At 43.7% G+C, this 17,634-nt stretch carries 15 protein-coding genes; 10 read left to right on the top strand and 5 right to left on the bottom strand.

From position 1 onward, the window contains the following. Nucleotides 1-244: 244 nt before the first annotated feature. Complete coding sequence (locus LEP1GSC060_RS15040; protein ID WP_080634590.1) at nucleotides 245-2,359, bottom strand: sodium-translocating pyrophosphatase; 2,115 nt, start codon at nucleotides 2,357-2,359, stop codon at nucleotides 245-247. 13 nt (nucleotides 2,360-2,372) lie between these two features. Between LEP1GSC060_RS15040 and LEP1GSC060_RS15045 the strand changes: the two genes are divergently transcribed. The 3 genes from LEP1GSC060_RS15045 to LEP1GSC060_RS15055 all read left to right on the top strand — a co-directional run bounded on the left by LEP1GSC060_RS15045 (nucleotide 2,373) and on the right by LEP1GSC060_RS15055 (nucleotide 4,826). Further along, on the top strand, nucleotides 2,373-3,590 hold the full coding sequence (locus LEP1GSC060_RS15045; RefSeq protein WP_080634591.1) for a tetratricopeptide repeat protein: 1,218 nt from the start codon (nucleotides 2,373-2,375) through the stop codon (nucleotides 3,588-3,590). Nucleotides 3,591-3,848: 258 nt separating this feature from the next. Beyond that, entirely contained in the window at nucleotides 3,849-4,514 is a 666-nt protein-coding gene (locus LEP1GSC060_RS15050; RefSeq protein ID WP_003007036.1) for a leucine-rich repeat domain-containing protein, read from the top strand. Nucleotides 4,515-4,535: 21 nt separating this feature from the next. After that, on the top strand, nucleotides 4,536-4,826 hold the full coding sequence (locus LEP1GSC060_RS15055) for a YciI family protein (RefSeq protein ID WP_003007081.1): 291 nt from the start codon (nucleotides 4,536-4,538) through the stop codon (nucleotides 4,824-4,826). On the opposite strand, the gene LEP1GSC060_RS15060 is transcribed toward LEP1GSC060_RS15055, so the two are convergent. The 3 genes from LEP1GSC060_RS15060 to LEP1GSC060_RS15070 form a co-directional block, all read right to left on the bottom strand. Then, complete coding sequence (locus tag LEP1GSC060_RS15060; protein WP_003006947.1) at nucleotides 4,823-6,148, bottom strand: adenylate/guanylate cyclase domain-containing protein; 1,326 nt, start codon at nucleotides 6,146-6,148, stop codon at nucleotides 4,823-4,825. The two genes, LEP1GSC060_RS15055 and LEP1GSC060_RS15060, sit on opposite strands and share 4 nt — an antisense overlap. A 385-nt stretch (nucleotides 6,149-6,533) precedes the next feature. Next, entirely contained in the window at nucleotides 6,534-7,436 is a 903-nt protein-coding gene (locus tag LEP1GSC060_RS15065) for a glycosyltransferase family 2 protein (protein WP_003006981.1), read from the bottom strand. Next, complete coding sequence (locus LEP1GSC060_RS15070; RefSeq protein ID WP_003007088.1) at nucleotides 7,433-9,586, bottom strand: O-antigen ligase family protein; 2,154 nt, start codon at nucleotides 9,584-9,586, stop codon at nucleotides 7,433-7,435. Before LEP1GSC060_RS15070 ends, LEP1GSC060_RS15065 begins: the two co-directional genes overlap by 4 nt. 143 nt (nucleotides 9,587-9,729) lie before the next feature. Here LEP1GSC060_RS15070 and LEP1GSC060_RS15075 point away from each other — a divergent pair, with 143 nt between their 5' ends. The 7 genes from LEP1GSC060_RS15075 (at nucleotide 9,730) to rlmD (ending at nucleotide 16,280) form a co-directional block, all read left to right on the top strand. Beyond that, nucleotides 9,730-10,032 (top strand): STAS domain-containing protein, encoded by a 303-nt coding sequence (locus LEP1GSC060_RS15075; protein WP_003007069.1) that lies wholly within the window; start codon nucleotides 9,730-9,732, stop codon nucleotides 10,030-10,032. After that, complete coding sequence (locus LEP1GSC060_RS15080; RefSeq protein ID WP_003007045.1) at nucleotides 10,029-10,466, top strand: LIC_11090 family protein; 438 nt, start codon at nucleotides 10,029-10,031, stop codon at nucleotides 10,464-10,466. The genes LEP1GSC060_RS15075 and LEP1GSC060_RS15080 overlap by 4 nt, the downstream gene beginning before the upstream one ends. Before the next feature lie 270 nt (nucleotides 10,467-10,736). Next, nucleotides 10,737-11,687 (top strand): MbnP family copper-binding protein, encoded by a 951-nt coding sequence (locus LEP1GSC060_RS15085; protein ID WP_003006987.1) that lies wholly within the window; start codon nucleotides 10,737-10,739, stop codon nucleotides 11,685-11,687. A 53-nt stretch (nucleotides 11,688-11,740) separates the two neighbouring features. After that, complete coding sequence (locus LEP1GSC060_RS15090; RefSeq protein ID WP_003007086.1) at nucleotides 11,741-12,940, top strand: MbnH family di-heme enzyme; 1,200 nt, start codon at nucleotides 11,741-11,743, stop codon at nucleotides 12,938-12,940. Beyond that, a complete protein-coding gene (lsa30, locus tag LEP1GSC060_RS15095; protein WP_003007031.1) occupies nucleotides 12,912-13,790 on the top strand; it encodes a laminin/fibronectin-binding adhesin Lsa30 in 879 nt (292 codons plus the stop codon). The genes LEP1GSC060_RS15090 and lsa30 overlap by 29 nt, the downstream gene beginning before the upstream one ends. Beyond that, entirely contained in the window at nucleotides 13,790-14,803 is a 1,014-nt protein-coding gene (locus LEP1GSC060_RS15100; RefSeq protein ID WP_003006961.1) for an LIC11086 family outer membrane transporter, read from the top strand. The genes lsa30 and LEP1GSC060_RS15100 overlap by 1 nt, the downstream gene beginning before the upstream one ends. 118 nt (nucleotides 14,804-14,921) lie before the next feature. After that, nucleotides 14,922-16,280, top strand: coding sequence for a 23S rRNA (uracil(1939)-C(5))-methyltransferase RlmD (rlmD, locus tag LEP1GSC060_RS15105; protein WP_003007072.1), 1,359 nt, complete (start codon nucleotides 14,922-14,924; stop codon nucleotides 16,278-16,280). Between the two features lie 85 nt (nucleotides 16,281-16,365). Here the strand turns inward: rlmD and LEP1GSC060_RS15110 are convergent, their stop codons facing one another. After that, a complete protein-coding gene (locus tag LEP1GSC060_RS15110; protein WP_036096724.1) occupies nucleotides 16,366-17,544 on the bottom strand; it encodes a hypothetical protein in 1,179 nt (392 codons plus the stop codon). Between the last annotated feature and the right edge of the window lie 90 nt (nucleotides 17,545-17,634).

Genomic DNA, 17,634 nt, shown 5'->3' on the forward strand with positions numbered 1-17,634 from the left:
GAACCCGATCACGAGCGAACATTTATACATCTTACCAAAACCAGACCTCTAAAAAAACCGTCTCACACGCGTTAGACGACAAAATCCGCGTCCTCGAAACGTGTGAGCAATCGATGCGAACCTTAACCGCTAACATCTCGAAGTAGATATTAGGAGATTTAATGAACACAATCAAAACGAAAAAGGCCCTACTCGTTTTATGCGAGAAGGGCCTTAATTTAAGAGAATTCTAATTTAGAATTTTCTAATGAAAAAATCTGAAAATCAGCCCGCCTTGTTGAACGAAAAATTCAGCAAACACAAGACTCGTGATCGCCATCAACTTGATCAAAATGTTGATCGAAGGTCCGGACGTATCCTTAAACGGATCCCCTACCGTATCTCCAACGACGGCCGCCTTGTGTTGGTCGGAACCTTTCCCACCCGCTTTTTTCTCGATGTATTTCTTCGCGTTGTCCCAGCCGCCACCGGAGTTGGCGGAGGAAATCGCAAGAACCACTCCCGCGACCAAAGCCCCCGCCAGAACACCGGCGAGAGTTTTGATTCCGAATAGATATCCTACAAGGATCGGCGTCATAAGAACGAGTAATCCCGGAAGAATCATCTCTCTCAGAGCCGCCGTTGTGGAAATGTCCACACAACGTTTGTAGTCCGGTTTATTCTTTCCTTCCATAATTCCGGGAATTTCGCGGAACTGTTTCCGAACCTCTTCCACCATGTCCACCGCCGCCTTACCGACGGATTTCATCGTCATCGCGGTAAACAAGAAAGGAAGCATCGCCCCGAACATCAAACCGCCGAACACTTCCGCGTTCAGAACTTCCAAACTCGTAGTATGAGTTCTCGTGATAAACGCGGCAAATAGAGCGAGAGAAGTCAGCGCGGCGGAACCGATCGCAAAACCCTTTCCGATCGCCGCGGTCGTATTTCCCGCCGCATCGAGCGTGTCGGTTCTATCACGAACTTCTTTTCCGAGTCCCGCCATCTCCGCGATCCCGCCCGCGTTATCCGACACCGGACCGTAAGCGTCGATCGTCAAACCGATCGCAATCGTGGAAATCATCCCGAGAGCCGCGATCGCAATTCCATACATTCCCGCGAGAAGGTTTGCGGTTACGATGGTAATTACGAGTAAAATGACCGGGATCACTGAAGAATGATATCCGAGAGACAATCCGTAGATGATGTTTGTCGCGGCGCCCGTGTTAGACGCTTCCGCGACCTCTCTTACTGGTTTGTAAGAATGAGAAGTATAGTATTCGGTTACGATCCCGATGAACATTCCGGAAAAAAGCCCGACGAGCATGGAAATATAAACATCCCACTTCGTGATCGTCTTTCCTGCGATTTCAAAAGAATTCACCATAAACGTATTCGTAACGAAATACATGATTCCCGCGACAAGAAGTGTGGAAACCCAGAGTTGAACTTTCAGAGCGGATTCTACGTTTCCACCTTCCTTGACTCTCGCAAGAAAGCTGGTCAAAAGGGAAGCTGGAATTCCAAAAGCAGAAATGAGAAGAGGATACAAAAGTGCGTCTACGGATCCGGAGAGAGCCGACGCGGTCGCACCGATCACAAGAGCCGCGCAAGTCGCTTCCGCACAAGAACCGAACAAGTCGGCCCCCATTCCGGCTACGTCCCCCACGTTATCCCCCACGTTATCCGCAATCGTAGCGGGATTTCTCGGATCGTCTTCCGGAATTCCTTTTTCCACCTTACCGACCAAGTCCGCTCCAACGTCCGCGGCCTTTGTATAAATTCCGCCGCCCACTCGCGCAAATAATGCCACCGCGGAACCTCCCAAACCGAAACCGGCCAAGGATTCCATGAGGAAGTGTTTTTCGATCGCAGGATACATTCCCGTAAAAACGAGAAAAAGGACGATCATCCCAAGAATCGCAAGTCCCACGAGTCCGAATCCCATCACCGCTCCGGAGTCAAAAGCGACTCGAAACGCTTTGGAGAGGGAAGTTTTGGCCGCTTCTGCGGTTCTTACGTTTCCTGCGGTTGCGATTTTCATTCCGATAAAACCCGAAAGACAGGAAATTACGGCTCCGCTCACGAACGCGATCGCCGTGTAAACTCCGTCGTTGAACCCTTCCGTGATAGGATTGTCCAAAAGAAGAACGATTAAGACGGCCATAAAGGCGATGAATACGGAAATGACTTTGTATTCCCGGACGAGGAAGGCCATAGCTCCTTCGGAGATGGCGGAAGATATTTCTAAAAGTTTTTTCGTTTCTTTTTCGTTACCGCCCGCGGCGCCCACCTTAATGGTGATAACCTTCAGGGTATAAACAACCGCAGTGACGATCGCCAAAATAGACATGGCGATAATAATCGTAACTGAATTCATTCAGTGAAACCTCTTGTTTTTTTTCAATGTTCCGATGTTTAAAAAGATGGGAAGAATTCTACCGAACAAACTGGCTGGGAGACTGCTATCCACTTGGATCTTTTTTGTACTTTGCACAGGTTATTCAACGCTCTATGGGAATTCAACCTTTTCTTATTCGGAGCTGCTGCGTCAGGCCCGAGCAGAGTTGAATCGGCTTCGTTACGACGAGGCCCTTCAGAAACTGGAAATTGCAGACTCACTCGGAACTCCCAAAACGAGCGTTTATTTTGAGATCGAAGGAAGGGCCTGGATCGGGAAGGGAGACCTTATAACCGGGCTGGAAAGTTTCGAGAAAAGCATCACACTCGATCCGGATCATCCTTCCTTGATGAACGAAATTTTTGAGGGTTACGAAGAACTGAGGAAACCGACAAAAGCCTATCAGTTTGCAAGGCTCAGTCTTTCTAAAAATCCGGAGAACCCGTCGCTTCGATACAAGGTCCTTGTACTCAGTTCCAGGCTCGGAAATTTAGAATATTACAAGGAAACCCTGAACTGGATTCGAAAAAACAATCCTTACCGCGAGGACTTATCCGCAATCGAGTCGGAAGTAAACGCCTCTCACGAATCGGGTAAAATCGACGAGACGATTTCCAAATGCAGAAAGTTCCTCCCTTACTTTCCGGACAACATATTCCTACATAGAATTCTTCTTTTATCCTTGAAGAAAAAAAAAGTTTCGAACTTGGAACGGTCGCTTTTGGATCGGGCCGCGATCTTTCGTAACGAACCGATCTTTGCCTACGAGTCGGCGCTTGAGTTCCTACAAAACCGAAGATTCAACGACTCCCTCGCGATGTCTCGAAGAGCCTTTTATCTCGGACTCAAGAAAAACGGAAGCACCGAAAAGGAAATTCTGTATCCCCTTCATAGGATTTACCGTCAGCAAGGATCGGTCACGGATATCCAGGCGATCGAAATTCTTCAGGAAATCGTGGAGAGCGGACGGAATATCGACGTGGAATTTTTGGACGCAAAACTCAAACAAACCGGTTTCAACCGGGAACTTTTGCTTTTTGCTCTTTTTTATCTTCAAAAACATCCGGAGCAGAAATCCGATCTCAAAGCCGAAGAATGGAAATCCACCTTTGCCAAAATCCGAAAACGACAAGAGGAAGAAGACCTCGCCGGAATCGTTTCCCCCTTCTCTTACGATCCGGAAGAATCCTCTTTTTTGTCGGAAAAATAATATTTTAACGCGAATTCGATCTAAGAAAGTTTGGGTGAATCCAGTCCTGGCGTTACGATCCTTGGAGAGCAGTGCCATTTTAGTTTTTTGGGATGGACCTATTTCGCGTAGCGAGATTGAGTTTCTTAATTTCGCTCCAATCCACAAATTGATGGGTCGATCGAAAAACGGTTTTCTTTCGTGATTCCAATTTGTCGATCTCGCTTCAATCGCTTTCGCATTGGTTATACCGAACTCAGGATAAATAAGAGAATTTTAATGAAACTGAATTTAATACGATCTTGTTTTCAAAAAGTGGGAATTCTTTTTTTGATATTTGTATGGTCCCTAACGCAATTCCATGCAGAAGAACGTTACATAGGGAAGGAAGGCCTTTATGTAGATTTAACCGAAGCTCTCAAAAATCCGAGGGATGTTCAAATTCTGGATTTGAACCATAACCAACTCGCCACTCTTCCAAAAGAAATCGAGCAACTACAAAATTTACGGTGGTTGGAATTAAAAGGCAATCAACTCACAACCCTTCCTAAAGAAATCGGACAACTACAGAATCTACAACTGTTGTATTTGGCTGAGAACCAACTCACCACTCTTCCGAAAGAGATCGGAAAACTACAGAATTTACAAGAATTGAATTTGGATCATAATCAATTCGCGACTCTTCCGAAAGAGATTGAACAACTTAAGAATTTACGAATATTGAATTTAGAAGGCAATCGGCTCGCGACTTTTCCAAAAGAAATTGAACAACTTAAAAATTTACAGATATTGAATTTGGCTGAGAACCAACTCACCACTCTTCCAAAAGAAATCGAGCAGTTAAAGAAACTGCAACATTTACATTTGAATGAGAATCCAATTGTATCCAAAGAAAGAAACAGAATCCGAAAATTACTTCCCAAATGTGATATTAATTTTAAATAAAAACCAGATAAGGAATTCAAAATGAAACAGTTTATCGTAGTACTTCGTTATCTCGTCCCGATCGAAACGGTGGACCAGTACGTAATGGCACATCGAGAATATTTATCCAAAGGATACGAGCAGAAAATACTACTCGCATCCGGACCTCAGGAACCGAGAACCGGGGGAATTTTTATTGCGAGAGCGAAGTCCCGCAAGGAACTCGAATCCTTTTGCCATCAAGATCCTTTTTACAACAACGGAGTCGCCGAATATCAGATCTTGGAATGGAACCCGGTTAAGTATCAAAAAGAATTCGAATTCTGGATTTAGATCTTACCCAATTCGTAGACGTCGACGGGTTGTTCCCTTCCCTTAACTTGGATGGAGGAAAGATGTCTTCCGGGAATCTTATCCTTGATCTCGTCGTAAACGGCCTGAGTGACTAAAAGCCTGGTTCCGAATTCCTTGTTTAAGGATTCCACTCGAGATGCGAGATTGACCACGTCTCCGATGATCGTATATTCTTTTCTCGCTTCCGAACCTACGTTACCCGTCATCGCATCGCCCGCGTGTAAACCGATTCCGATTTGAGTCTCGGGAATTTTACCTTCCTGATTCAAGAATTCGATTTTCTTAAGAAGTTCCAAGGAAGCTTCCACCGCATTTTTCACGTCGTTGGCACCGTCCGAGATCGGAGCCCCGAAAACCGCCATAAAACCGTCTCCGAGGAATTTATTGATCATACCGTTGTGCATATTCACGATGTCGATCAAGTGACTGAAGATATAGTTTAGATAATCGATCACTTCTCCCGGAGGTCTTTTTTCGGAGAATCTCGTAAAGTTACGGATATCCAAAAACATAACGCAGACCCGTTTGAACTCGGAAAAACTTTCGTTTTTTTGTTCGAGAAGACGATCTACCACGTCCGGTGAAACGTATTGTCCGAACATACCGACCACTTTATTTTTCTCTTGAACCGCAGACATCGCGGAAACCAAAGAACGTTTCAGTTGAATGCCCACGAGACCCGCCGCAACCCCGCTGAATAAAAACAGGAACGCTTTGGAAAAGAAAGGAGCGAGAGAATTGAAAAAGTTAATCGGCATCGGAATCGGAATGAGAGGAATATAATAAACCGCTAATGCTAAAAACTCGGCGCCGGCCACCAATCCGGTGAACGCACTCAGCCAAAACTCAAGTCGGAGAACCGAAAGAATGATGAATATGAAGAACGTCAGAACCGCCGGAGAATACAAAGGAATCAAAGGCGACTCGAAAGTTCCTATGTTGAACCAAAGTAGCAAAGCCACCGAGGAAATTTCGATAAACACGTTTAAATATCTCGCGATCGGATAGACGTTTCTTCTTTTCTCTAGAAAACGGGTAAACACGCGGTTTACAAGCAGCTCGTAGATCGCGGTTCCCACGTTCACACCCAGAACGGCGTAAAAAGGAAAATGACCGCCCGTTTCCTGGCCGATCCATTCGTGAAAGATCGCAAAAATCACCGCCATCAGCGTAGAGACGGAAGCGAAAAATATAAAAAGAATTTTCGTTCGAATGATCTCGCTTTTAAGGATTTCATAAGAAAGAGGGTCCATCGTCGGTTTTTTGAATTTCTTGGTCAATTCTTGAATTGGATTCACCATTTTTTAGCTCCGATTATTCTTTAGCCGGTTGAGTATAAACGATCCGATCAAAGTTGGAAATCACTTTTGAAACGATTGTAAAAAAGAAAACTATAATCCTAAAAAACGGTTAAAAAAGATTTTTCAAGAACCGATCCGACGTAATGAAAAACCCTAACGTAAATCCAAAAAATCGAATTCATCCGAACTTTCCGAAGGACTTAAAGTGAATTTTAAGGATTTTTTAAGTTAGCGCGGCTTGCTGCAATGCGTAATGCAGTATTACAAATACAAAGTCGATTCCGGAATGTCCCAAAACTTGCACGTTAACGTGATTGCACTCGAGTTTCTTTCCGAAAGAATCTTATGTTCCGATCCGAAATGAGATCTTAAATTCAAGTTACGCTCAAACCCAATTCTGATTTCCAAGTAAGAATTCCTTCATACGAATTCCAAAAGAAGAATTCAGTCCTTCTTTCAGTACGCCGTCCAAAAGAAGATCCAATTCTTCGTTCCAAGAGTTCCTTTTGACTCTTCCCTGCCTCAAAACCCCCCATTTTATAAAAAGAATCCGCTCCGTAAGGCTTCTTTGCGTTTCATTCGGTAAATTAGAAGTTAATAATTTTAAAATAGAGTAAATTCTAAAACGATCCATGGCGGGATATCGAAACGAAAGTTGGTCCTCGTGTCCTCCGTATCGAACGAGTAAAGGTTCATCCAAAAGAACAACCGGAGTTTGAGACGTAATTCTCAACCAAAGGTCGTAATCTTCGCAGGCGGGAAGTTCCTCGTCCATTCCACCTTGGCTTTCGTAGAGTTCCTTTTTCAAAAGGACCGAAGATGGGGTAACTCCGCAAAATTCCAGACTTGGTTCGAAAATCCATCCGCTTTTTTTGGCGAGACGAAGGGGCGGATGGACCCGCTTCCCATTTCGAATCCAAATTTCCTGAGATTGAAGAATTTTCGTTTCCGGATTTTTTTCACAAACCTTCCATTGACGTTCCAATTTTTCGGGCAACCATTCGTCGTCCGAATCCAAAAATGCGATCCAATCTCCGGCGGCCCTTTCCACTCCCCGGTTTCTCGCGTGACTGACTCCCTTGTGTTCCAAAGTAAGAATTTGAATGTCGTCGAAAGAGTCGAAAAACGTTTCTCGAATTTTGGAAATCGTCGCATCGGTCGACCCGTCGTCGACTACGATGATTTCCTGCGGCGGGAGAGTTTGTTTCAAAACGGAAGATATCGCCTTGAGGACCTTGTTTTCCCGATTGAAAGTCGGAATGACCACCGAAATCGGAACCGAATTCATGCGTTTTTTTGAATACGTTTCTTTACGGCTTTTGTTACGGGTGGACGTTCTTTTTTACGAATTCGTATCTGAGAGCAGATTTTTCGAGGTTCGGGATCGAGCGGCTTCCGACTCCAAAAGTTCAAGGTCGCAAACGGATCCTCCTTTCGATCCAAAAAACATTCTGTTTTTAGAATATTATATCCTTTTAACGTTCGAAAGGTCCAAAATTTGCCCTTCGAATTTTCGATTTCTATAGGACGAATTTCCTTTTCGGACGATTTTTTTTCTCGGTTTCGGTTAAAAACGGCGATCGACACTTCCTGCGTTCCCCGATTCCGCCTAACGAAATAAAGTTCCGGCGTAGGCGCCAAGGTCAGAGTTCCGCTTCCTTCCAAAACCCGAGCCGTGTATCGGCTCTCTCCCGGAGGAAAATAAACACCGGATCGAAATTTTCTAGTCGGGAAAAAAAACCAAGAACCAAACAACAAAATCAAAATGAAACATAAAGAAATCATAATGTTTTTGCCGTTAAAACTCGAAATCGTTTTCGAAACGAACCCGCGTAAAACTTTCGATTCCGTAAAAAAAGGAAACAAGGCGATCCACTGAAAATAAACCGCTCTGAGATAAAACCATTCCTGAAAAAAAGAATACACGAATACCGCGGCTACGGAGGAAAAAAAAACGCAAGAAGCCAAAACGGACCGTTTTTCTTTTTGGGACTTCAGAAGTTCGTAAAAAAGAAAACCCCAAAGAAAGGAATAAAGAACGACCCCCACGATTCCAAGACCGGAAAATATCTGCAAAAACTGATTGTGAGTCGTATGATACAAGGACGGTTTTCCGTCCGGATTCAAACAACATTCGTTGTACCATCCGTAACTTTCAAAACCTCCGCCTAACAATAACTTTTCGATCCCGAGCGCAAGCCCCGCCGAAAAATGAGAAAATCTTTCCGGATCCACGGGTCCGACCCGCGTCCAAATCACGGAAAGCGGAAATAAAATTCCTCCGACGACAAAATGAGATACAAAAACGGCTACAAATAAACGGGACGTATTCCTATTCTTAATAAAAAAAAACGGTATGGCAAAAATCGAAAACGTACAGAAGGTCAAAAACGATAACATCCCTCCCCTGGCTCCGATCCCGAAAAAGGTGATTATGAGAACGAAAAAAATCGCCGCCAACAAAATCCATTCCCTCGATCGAGTCGATGATTTTTCATCGGACGAAGTTTCGTCCATAACTTGCCGACTTTTGAATATTCCAGTTTTATCATCCTTTGGTCTCGTAAAAATCAGATAAAACAAAAAAGGAAGACTTGAAATCAGATGGATGGAAAACCAACTTCGGTTCCAATACAAGGATTGTATTCCGTATTTCGGCAAAAATCGTTTTAAGGAAGAAATCCTGAAATGAGTCGCGGCGATGTGTTTGTATCCGTCCAACCATCGATGATAAGAATTTAACGTCGATTTTACGGCGGGTAAAAAATATTCCAACCAACCGACTCCGATCGATACGATCATACCGAAGACGACTCCGGCCGCAAAAAACCGATAAACCTTCGGAAATCCTGCGTTATCTCCCAACCAATTCTTACGCGCGATCAACCCGAATAAAAATAAAATTCCCAAAACCGATAGTTTAATGGGATAAGCGGGCTCCAACTCGGTGGAATGTAAAAACCAAAACCAACCCTTTTTGTAAAAACGAAAATCCAAAAACAAATCGGGATTGGCGACGAGACTTAAAACGCAGGCGCCGAAAAATAACAGCAATAGAATTCCAACCGGACGTTTCCAAAACGGATCTTGGAAAATTCGATTTCCTTGAAGTCGGTTTTCTACGATTCCCCGGACGCACCAGAAAATCCAGAGACAATCTTGTATTTCCAGAAACCTTCCTCCGGGATGATTTCCAAAAACGATTCCCGAAGACGCCAGAAAAAAAGTGGCGATCAACGGAAACAAAAGATCCAAGATCGTAAAACTTACAAAAAGAAAAATAAAAACGATTCTGAATTTCCAAGGATAAAAAGCGAATAAGGGAAGGATTAAAAGAATTCCGAAGACGATCCAAGAAATCCAAGAAATCCAAGAAACGGATTTCAAGCCAAACAACGGCGAAGCCGGTTGTAATAAACTTCGAATCCGATTTTTCATAGGGATACAAAAGTCCGAAAGGTATTTTTACGAAACGATAAATTGTTTCGGATCCGTCCCGGTTCCCCCGAAAAACGCGGAGATTTTTTTTGTTTCCAGAAAAAACTCTTTCCTGAAATAGTAGTAACTACGTTTTCTTTTTTATGCAACAACTGCAAGAATCCACAATCTATCCGGATAAAAATTCCTTTCGAGTCGAGTTTCGTAAGAATATTTGCTCCGTGGAAGCCGAAGAAATCCAGGAGATTCTTTCTCAGATCCGGGAAATCCGTCCGCATAACGTGGTTTTGGATCTGACTCCCGTCGTAGCGATTCCGTCGATGGTTCTCAATCGTCTTCTCAAGTTCATTTCCGAATTGAAAAAAGATCAAATTCAAATTTCGGAAGTGAAACTCAGCGAAGGTTTGCAACTCGTATTTGCAAAACTCAAAATCGATCTGAGATGAAATTTTCTCTCTCCATCCTTTTATCCGCATCGATCTTATTTCAGGCTTTGGTTTTTTCCAGCGGGCTTTTCGGCTGTATTCTCGCCGAAAAAGCCAAAATCTGCGAGTGTAACCACGGCGGCAAAATTCAGAAACACTCAAACGAAGAGGACAAACGTTTCTCTAAAAAAGTCCGTTCGGATCGTCGTTCCTTAGTCTCCGATAAACTTCCGAACTGTCATTCCGCAAAATCGGGGGAAATCCATTCCTGTTCCTGTAAAAAGGCGGAAAACAAACTCTCTCAATTGAGCGCGTTTTACTCGGCACTTTTTTCTCCCAAACAAAATTTCGATATCGACCACAACCTCGATTTCATTCAAATGATCACTTTAGAATATTCTAATTCTGGAATCTTATCCTTTTCTGTCCCTCTAAAACCCCCTCGTTTCTCCTAATATCCGTTTGTAAAAAACATTTTGCCGATCCGTTTAGAACCGGCTTACAATATCCGTCCCGCCGGATCGTATTTTTCGGCGTCGCTTTTCGGTCGGAAATTTATAGAGGTTTACCCTAAGATTTACCGAACGATTCAGGAAGAAGGATCGTTTTCTACGGATCTTCTTAGAGCTCAAACGATCGATTCTTTATGAAACGTCGTAGAAACTCAAACAACCGACTCTCTATGAATCGTTGTATCCGATTTTTATTATATTAGGAGTTTTATTATGACTAAAAAAAAGCCAGTTTTTGTATGTATCGTTTTACTTTGTTTTTCTTTCGTTCATTGTCCTTGGGATAAAAAAAAGGACGATTCCGATTTGATGTCCGTCGCTGCCCTACTCGCTCTCGGTAACAATCAGGGGATTCAATTTTCCGCCTACGCGGGAACTCAAAAGTTGGAATGCGGTCAAACTCTCAGAGGTCACGCAAGGACTTCGGAAACGTTTTCTTGGATTCCCAGCGCACACATCGCAGAAAGTACTACGTTTCAGTTGCACGACTTTCGTATTTTCGTTCACGGAGTTTCTTTGATTCAAAACTCGGGAGAAGAAATCCCTCTCGTTCTGAATCAGGACGGAAAATTCCAATCCGGCGATATTACACTTTTGGATTTTGAAAATAAAACGGGCAAGTGCGACGGAACTCCGGAAACCAACAACCTCGTTTCCGCTTTGATTCCTGCGGGCGTTTACAAAGGGATCAAGTTCACCCTCGGCGTTCCCGAAAACAAAAATCACTTGGACGCGGACAATCAATCCGCTCCTCTCAACAACTCGGGGATGTACTGGAGTTGGACGAGCGGTTATAAATTCTTAAAACTGGATTTTGAAACCGCCGAAACGGGAAGCTCCGGTACTTCGGTTCATATCGGTTCGGCCGGTTGTGTAGGAACGGGAAGTTCCAGCACTTGTTCGAGAGCCAATCGGATTCCGGTTACGTTAACTCCCGACGGCGGTTTTAATCCTTCCACTCAAGAAATCAAAATCAACGTTCAAGCCCTTTTACAAGGAATCGATCTACAGGCGAATGTGAACGCTGCGATGTGTATGTCCGGAATCGCCGGCGCTACGAGCGTGGGTTGTCCTACCGTTTTTGCGAACATCGGTTTGGATTTAAACGCGGGGACTCCGATCACTCCGGTTCGAACCGTTTTTTCGATTCAGACTAAAAATTAATTCAAAAACGTCCGGGATAAGGTCGGTTTCGGGCGTCTTGAGGATACAATTATATGAAATTTTTATTATATTCTATTTCTTTGTTATTTTTGATTCGGTGCGGTTCGGGTATTCTTCCTTTCGCGCCTTTTGACAAGAAAGAATCCGATTTAAACGAACTTTTGTTGTTTCTTTTAATTTCGCAAAACTCGTACGCGTGGAACTTACCTCCCGGTTTTCCAACTCCGGTCGTTCCGGCTTCCAATCCGATGACTCGGGAGAAAGTGGATCTCGGCAGATTTTTATTTTACGATAAGAAACTTTCGGGAAACCAAACCCAGTCCTGCGCGTCTTGTCACAAACAATCGCTCGCGTTTACGGACGGTTTAACGACCGGGATCGGTTCGACCGGAAACGTTCATCCTAGAAACGCGCAGGGAATCATCAACGTTGCGTATAACGTGCGTCAGACGTGGATCAATCCGACTCTAAAAAATTTGGAAGACCAGATGCTCGTTCCCATGTTCGGCGAACATCCGGTGGAACTAGGCCTTGCCAATCGGGAAAACGAAATGCTCGATCGTCTAAAATCCGATAATCGATATCAAACCTTGTTTCCAAGAGCCTTTCCGTTCGGAGATCCTTTCTCCGTTTCCAACGTGGTCAAGGCGATCTCTTGTTTTGAAAGAACGCTCATCTCGGGACGTTCTCCTTATGATAAATATTTGTACGACGGAAACGTCGCGGCCCTCGGTAACTCGGCCCAACGGGCGTCCATACTTCGAGGCGCTCAAATTTTCTTTTCGGAAAAGGGGGAATGTTTTCACTGTCACGGAGGTTTTAACTTTACCACTACGAGCGTCCACGTCGGAGCCGTAACCGAAGAAATCACTTTTCATAACAACGGCCTCTACAACATCGGCGGAACCGGCGATTATCCTTCCGACAACCAAGGTTTGTACGAATTTACGGGAGCGACTTCCGACAAAGGTAAATTTCGAGCGCCGTCCATTAGAAATATTGAATTAACCGCCCCTTACATGCACGACGGTTCGATAGACACTCTGGAAAACGTGGTGGAACACTACAACGCCGGAGGAAGAAACGTCACCGTCGGACCTCGCGCAGGCGACGGCAGGACAAACCCCAATAAGAACGGTTTCGTGTTTACCATCGGGCTCACCGCCGGGGAAAAAACGGACCTCGTAAATTTTTTGAAAAGTTTAACGGACACGGAATTTATAAATGATCCGAAACACAACGATCCTTTTTAGTTTTTTTCTCTTCGGCTTTCTTTTAGGAAACTGCACCTTCGGTTCCGTGGGAGATTCGAGAAAGGAAGAAGCGAAGATGTTACAAAGACTTTTGGTTCTTTTTAACGAAAGACCGTCTTCGTTCGGAACCTTTCTGTATTATACGGACGATCAACAAAATTCTAATATAGGAAACTTTAATGTAGTTTCCACGGCGACCGTTTATAACCTTCAACTGCAACCAGGATCCAAAATCGTCTGGGACGGAATTTCAATCCGAGTCAATCCGAATCCCGTTCCTACGGTTCCCGAAAAAATAAGAAGTTTCGACGCGGGAGATCATTCCTCCGCGTCCCATACTCCGTATACGGTTCCTTTGGATCTGCCGATCACGTCTCCTTACGGACAAGAATACGGGACCTCTTCGTTTGAAGATTCGAACTTGGAGACGATCACGGAAACGATTCTTACGGGAGACGTTCACACTTCTTCGGCCCCTCTTATATCGGGAATTCCCTCGGGTTATCTCGCTTCCGTGAAGTATAAGATCCGCTCCCTCGATCTTACGTTTCAAATCGCGGCCCCTGCGGCAAAAACGGTAAGACTACAAATGTCCCCCTTTGTTTTGGAACTTTTTCCGAGATGTAGATTCGATATCACACCCGAAAAATCGGGCAGTTTTCCGGTTCTTTGGAAATCCGACGGAATCTTTCAGGACCGGACTTCCGTTTCGATTTTAAATTCGATATCGGCTCTTCCGAATCCGGTGGATATCAATCCATATCAAAACGCGAACTTATACGATCTGATTTTGGCGAATTTACGACAACAGGATCGGGTACTTTATCAAACGGGTTGCAATCTATTTTAATGAAACAGAATATTCTAATTTTCTACTTTTTGCTTTTTTTTACGCTTTTGTTTTCTCTCGAAGCGCATCATACCGGTATGGGAGGAAGCGAACAATCCTCCACGCGTTTTGTGGATCCGTTTACGGGTAAAAGGGAAAAACCCGCAAACTACATCGTTTTCACCCAGGATTTCTTTAAACAAACCAACGAAAACAGCAATATCCACACGACCACTTTCTTCGGGGAAATGAATCTTAAAAACGGAATGTTCGCGCTCAACCTGAGTACTCCTTACACGTATTACGAACAGAAAGATCGTTCCGACGCCGCAAGAATCGGCAAAACATACGTCGGCGTCAAGTACCTGCCTTTGATCGATTTTCAAAAAAATTATTTCGTCGTCTTGAGCGCGAACGTAGGTTTTCCGTCGGGTCCCGATACGGACAAGTTTACCGGTGGAAATTATTATTCCGGAATTCCGGGACTGACCTTCGGTTATCTTTGGGGTAAATTCAGTTTTGTGGGAAAAATCAGCGGGATCTTTCCTCTTTCCGGATCACAACCCGTCAATCTTCAGGACAACGACGGTATCGTTTATTGGCTCAGAAACCCTTCCTTCTCGGCACCCGAAGAAACTTATCTTTTAAAAAAGACGAGTATTTTTTCCGGCTACGTTACGTATCTTTGGAAGCCCGGCCTTTCGTTCTTTACGGGTTTCTTATATAGAACTCCGTATGAAGGCGTCGATCTGAAAAGAACGAGTCAAGGAAAAGTTCCGGCGATTTTTAGAGAAGTGAGTTTCGGATTTTCCGCGAACATTTCCGAAAAACTCAACTTCAATCTTTCGTATCGTTATCCGCTTTATCGCGGAGAGGACTACCGGTTGTACGACTACGCGATTACGGCCGCGGTCTCGATCGAAATTTCGGAATTGGAAAACTCCAAACCGGAAGTTAAGGAAGAAATTAAAAAAGAACCGGAAACCAAAACGGAAGTTAAAAAAGAACCCGAAACTTTGTCGGAGACAAAATGAAATTTCCTGTAAGTCGATCCCGATCCGAATCAAGATGCGCGATATGACAAAGAAGGAAATGGATGCTTCCATACAAACTAAAGTTTACTCGACATACGCGAACGTATAAACTGGTTTCATGTCCGATAAGAATACAAATTTAAGTACGATTGAATTTGTGAACTCCAAACTCCGCGGGGTCGGTTCCGTAAACAATACTACGATCGAGGTCCCTTATTCCCTACCCGGAGATATTTATAACGTCGCTTTTTTTAAAAAGAAACGACGCAAACCCGCCGTAAAACTGGATTTAATTTCTCAAACTCCAAGAACCTTAATTCCGCCTTGTCCCGCGTTCACGAAATGCGGAGGTTGTTCCGCACAACATATTCCTTATGAAGAACAATTGAATTATAAAACTTCCGCGCTTTTGGAAAGTTATAAAAAGGACTTCGGAATAGAACCTCTTTTACATCCGGCTCAAAAAACACTTCATTACAGAAATCGAATGGACTTTGCCGTATTTCCCGGACCGGTTATCGGGCAAAGAGAAGCCGGTTCCTTCCGGTATATCGTGGATTTGGAATCCTGTTTCATTCAAAGCGAAGAATCCAATGCGGAGTTGAAACGATTTCGAACTTTGATGTCCGAATTTCCGAATCTTCCTTACGATCGGAAATCGGATTCAGGATTTCTAAAGTATATTACTCTGCGAAAGGCGAAAAACTCGCCCGAACTGATGACGATTTTGACCTTTGTGGAAGAGTTTAAAAACTCGGAAGAGGAAAAGGAATTCACAAAAGCCTGTTTAAAATATCTACAAGCGGATCATCTTCTATTTTGTTTCAATCGAAGAAAAGGGGAAATCTCCGCGATCGGAGAAGTAAAAATTCTCAGAGGAAAAGAATCGTATCTGGAATTCGTTTCCGGTAAAGAATTTCGAGTTCCTTTCGATTCTTTTTTTCAACCCAATCCGGAAGGTTTTCAACCGATTTTGGATTTTATCGAAAAAGAAATTCCGAAATCATCCGATCATCTCATCGATCTATTTTGCGGTTCGGGTTTTTTCAGTAGAATTTTCGCGCATCGATTTCAGAAAATCACCGGGATCGATTCGATCGAAAGTTCCTTGGAAATCGCCCGCAAACAGATGCGTTTCGATTTTCCGGAAATCGAATTTTCCTATCGGAAAGAGGATCTTTTTTCAAAGAAGTCCTCTTCCGGACTTGAAGTATTGTTTCCGTCTCAAGAAAAAACGGTTCTGATCGCGGATCCTCCCCGTGCCGGTCTCGGAGAGTTCGTTATCAAAGCGTTGCAGAATTCCAACATTTCTTTTTTCTTCTACGTCTCCTGCAATCCTTCCACGCAAAAAGAGGATCTCTGGAAACTCAAAGATTTTTTTCAGATCCGAAAAATTCTCATCACGGATCCGTATCCTCAAACTCCGCACCTGGAGTCCGTCGCGTTTTTAAGTCGCAAGAATTTTACGATCGAATAGAATCGAGAATCCACTTTATAAGTCCGCTTCGAGCGATCGCAACATACAATCGTTTTCGCATCGGTTATACCGAACTCACGTTAAATTAATTTTTTATAATATGAATCGAACTCGGTTTCACTTCTTTTTGTGAAAAGTCGAAACCGAAATCGGCTTTTTTTTCTCTCATCTTTTGATAGAGATGATTTCCGTTATACAAAGCCTCGATTTCAAGAACGATCCACGACGGTTTCGTATTGCCGTTATTAACCTCGGAAACGGCGTTAACTCCTTGAATACTTCGAATCAAACCTTTTACGTCCCTATCGACGTAGTCGTCGTACGTAAGTCCTTCTATTTTTAAACGGATTAAATTTCCGGGTTTCCATTTTATCGAAATTTGATCCCGAATTTTCGGATACGCGCTCTCCACTGCTTTTCGAATCGCTTCTTGAGATCCGATTTCGGAATTCACGTGCAGGGAAGTTCCGTTCGTATTGTCGGCCGCGATAATTCTTGCCGTATTAACGTCTAAAATTTTAAACCGAAAAACCGCCTGGTATGATTTTAAATCGGTGTTTTCGATATTTCCTACGTTAGTCACTTCGACTTGACCTATAAATAATATCCGGGCTTCCATTTCGGCCGCGGTCGCTACCGCCTTTGTTTCGAGGGATTGATTTCCATAAACCCCGATAGACTTCGTATTTTCCTTCTCTAAGATTCGAATCCATTGGTTTCGATCCAGAAAGTCGAATTCTACGAATTTGTTTACGATCACGTTTGCGGAAATCGAAGAACCGGAATTCGATTTTCCCAAAATCGTTTCATCGATGACGATCAAAAATTTAGGTTTTCCCAATTCCTTATATCTTTCTTTGAGTGCGTCTTGGACGGCCTTTCGGCTCACCTTACCCTTGGCGTCGCCTTCCGACAAGTTTCCTTTTTTTCGCAAAGATCCGATTCTGGAAAACTCCGTTACAAATCCTTCGGTCGAGGAATTTGTGATCATCTCTTTGAGTCGACCGTCGATCGTTTGAGAACCGCCTTCGATAAGTTCGCCGAGACCTTTCTCTAAAATTTTACGTTTTGCGTTGAGTTCGAAATCGTCTTCGTTGATCCCTTGGACATGATCGACATAAACGAATGGATCTTCCTTTTTTCCGGCGTTGTTCCGAATCGACGAGCACGCGTTGATCCAGAAAAAAAACGAAACCCAAAAAATCAGAGGCGGCCCTACCCCGAAAATTTTTCTTCCCCAAAAAACGTTCTCTATCCATTTCATTTTGAAGTCCTCTACGATCCGGCTCATGGATATAACGATCCATCCTGAAACCGATCGATATGATTCCGTAAAAAGAAAACAAAGACGCAT

Origin of the sequence: Leptospira weilii serovar Ranarum str. ICFT, assembly GCF_000332415.1 — a bacterium.
GTDB classification, from domain to species: domain Bacteria; phylum Spirochaetota; class Leptospiria; order Leptospirales; family Leptospiraceae; genus Leptospira; species Leptospira weilii_A.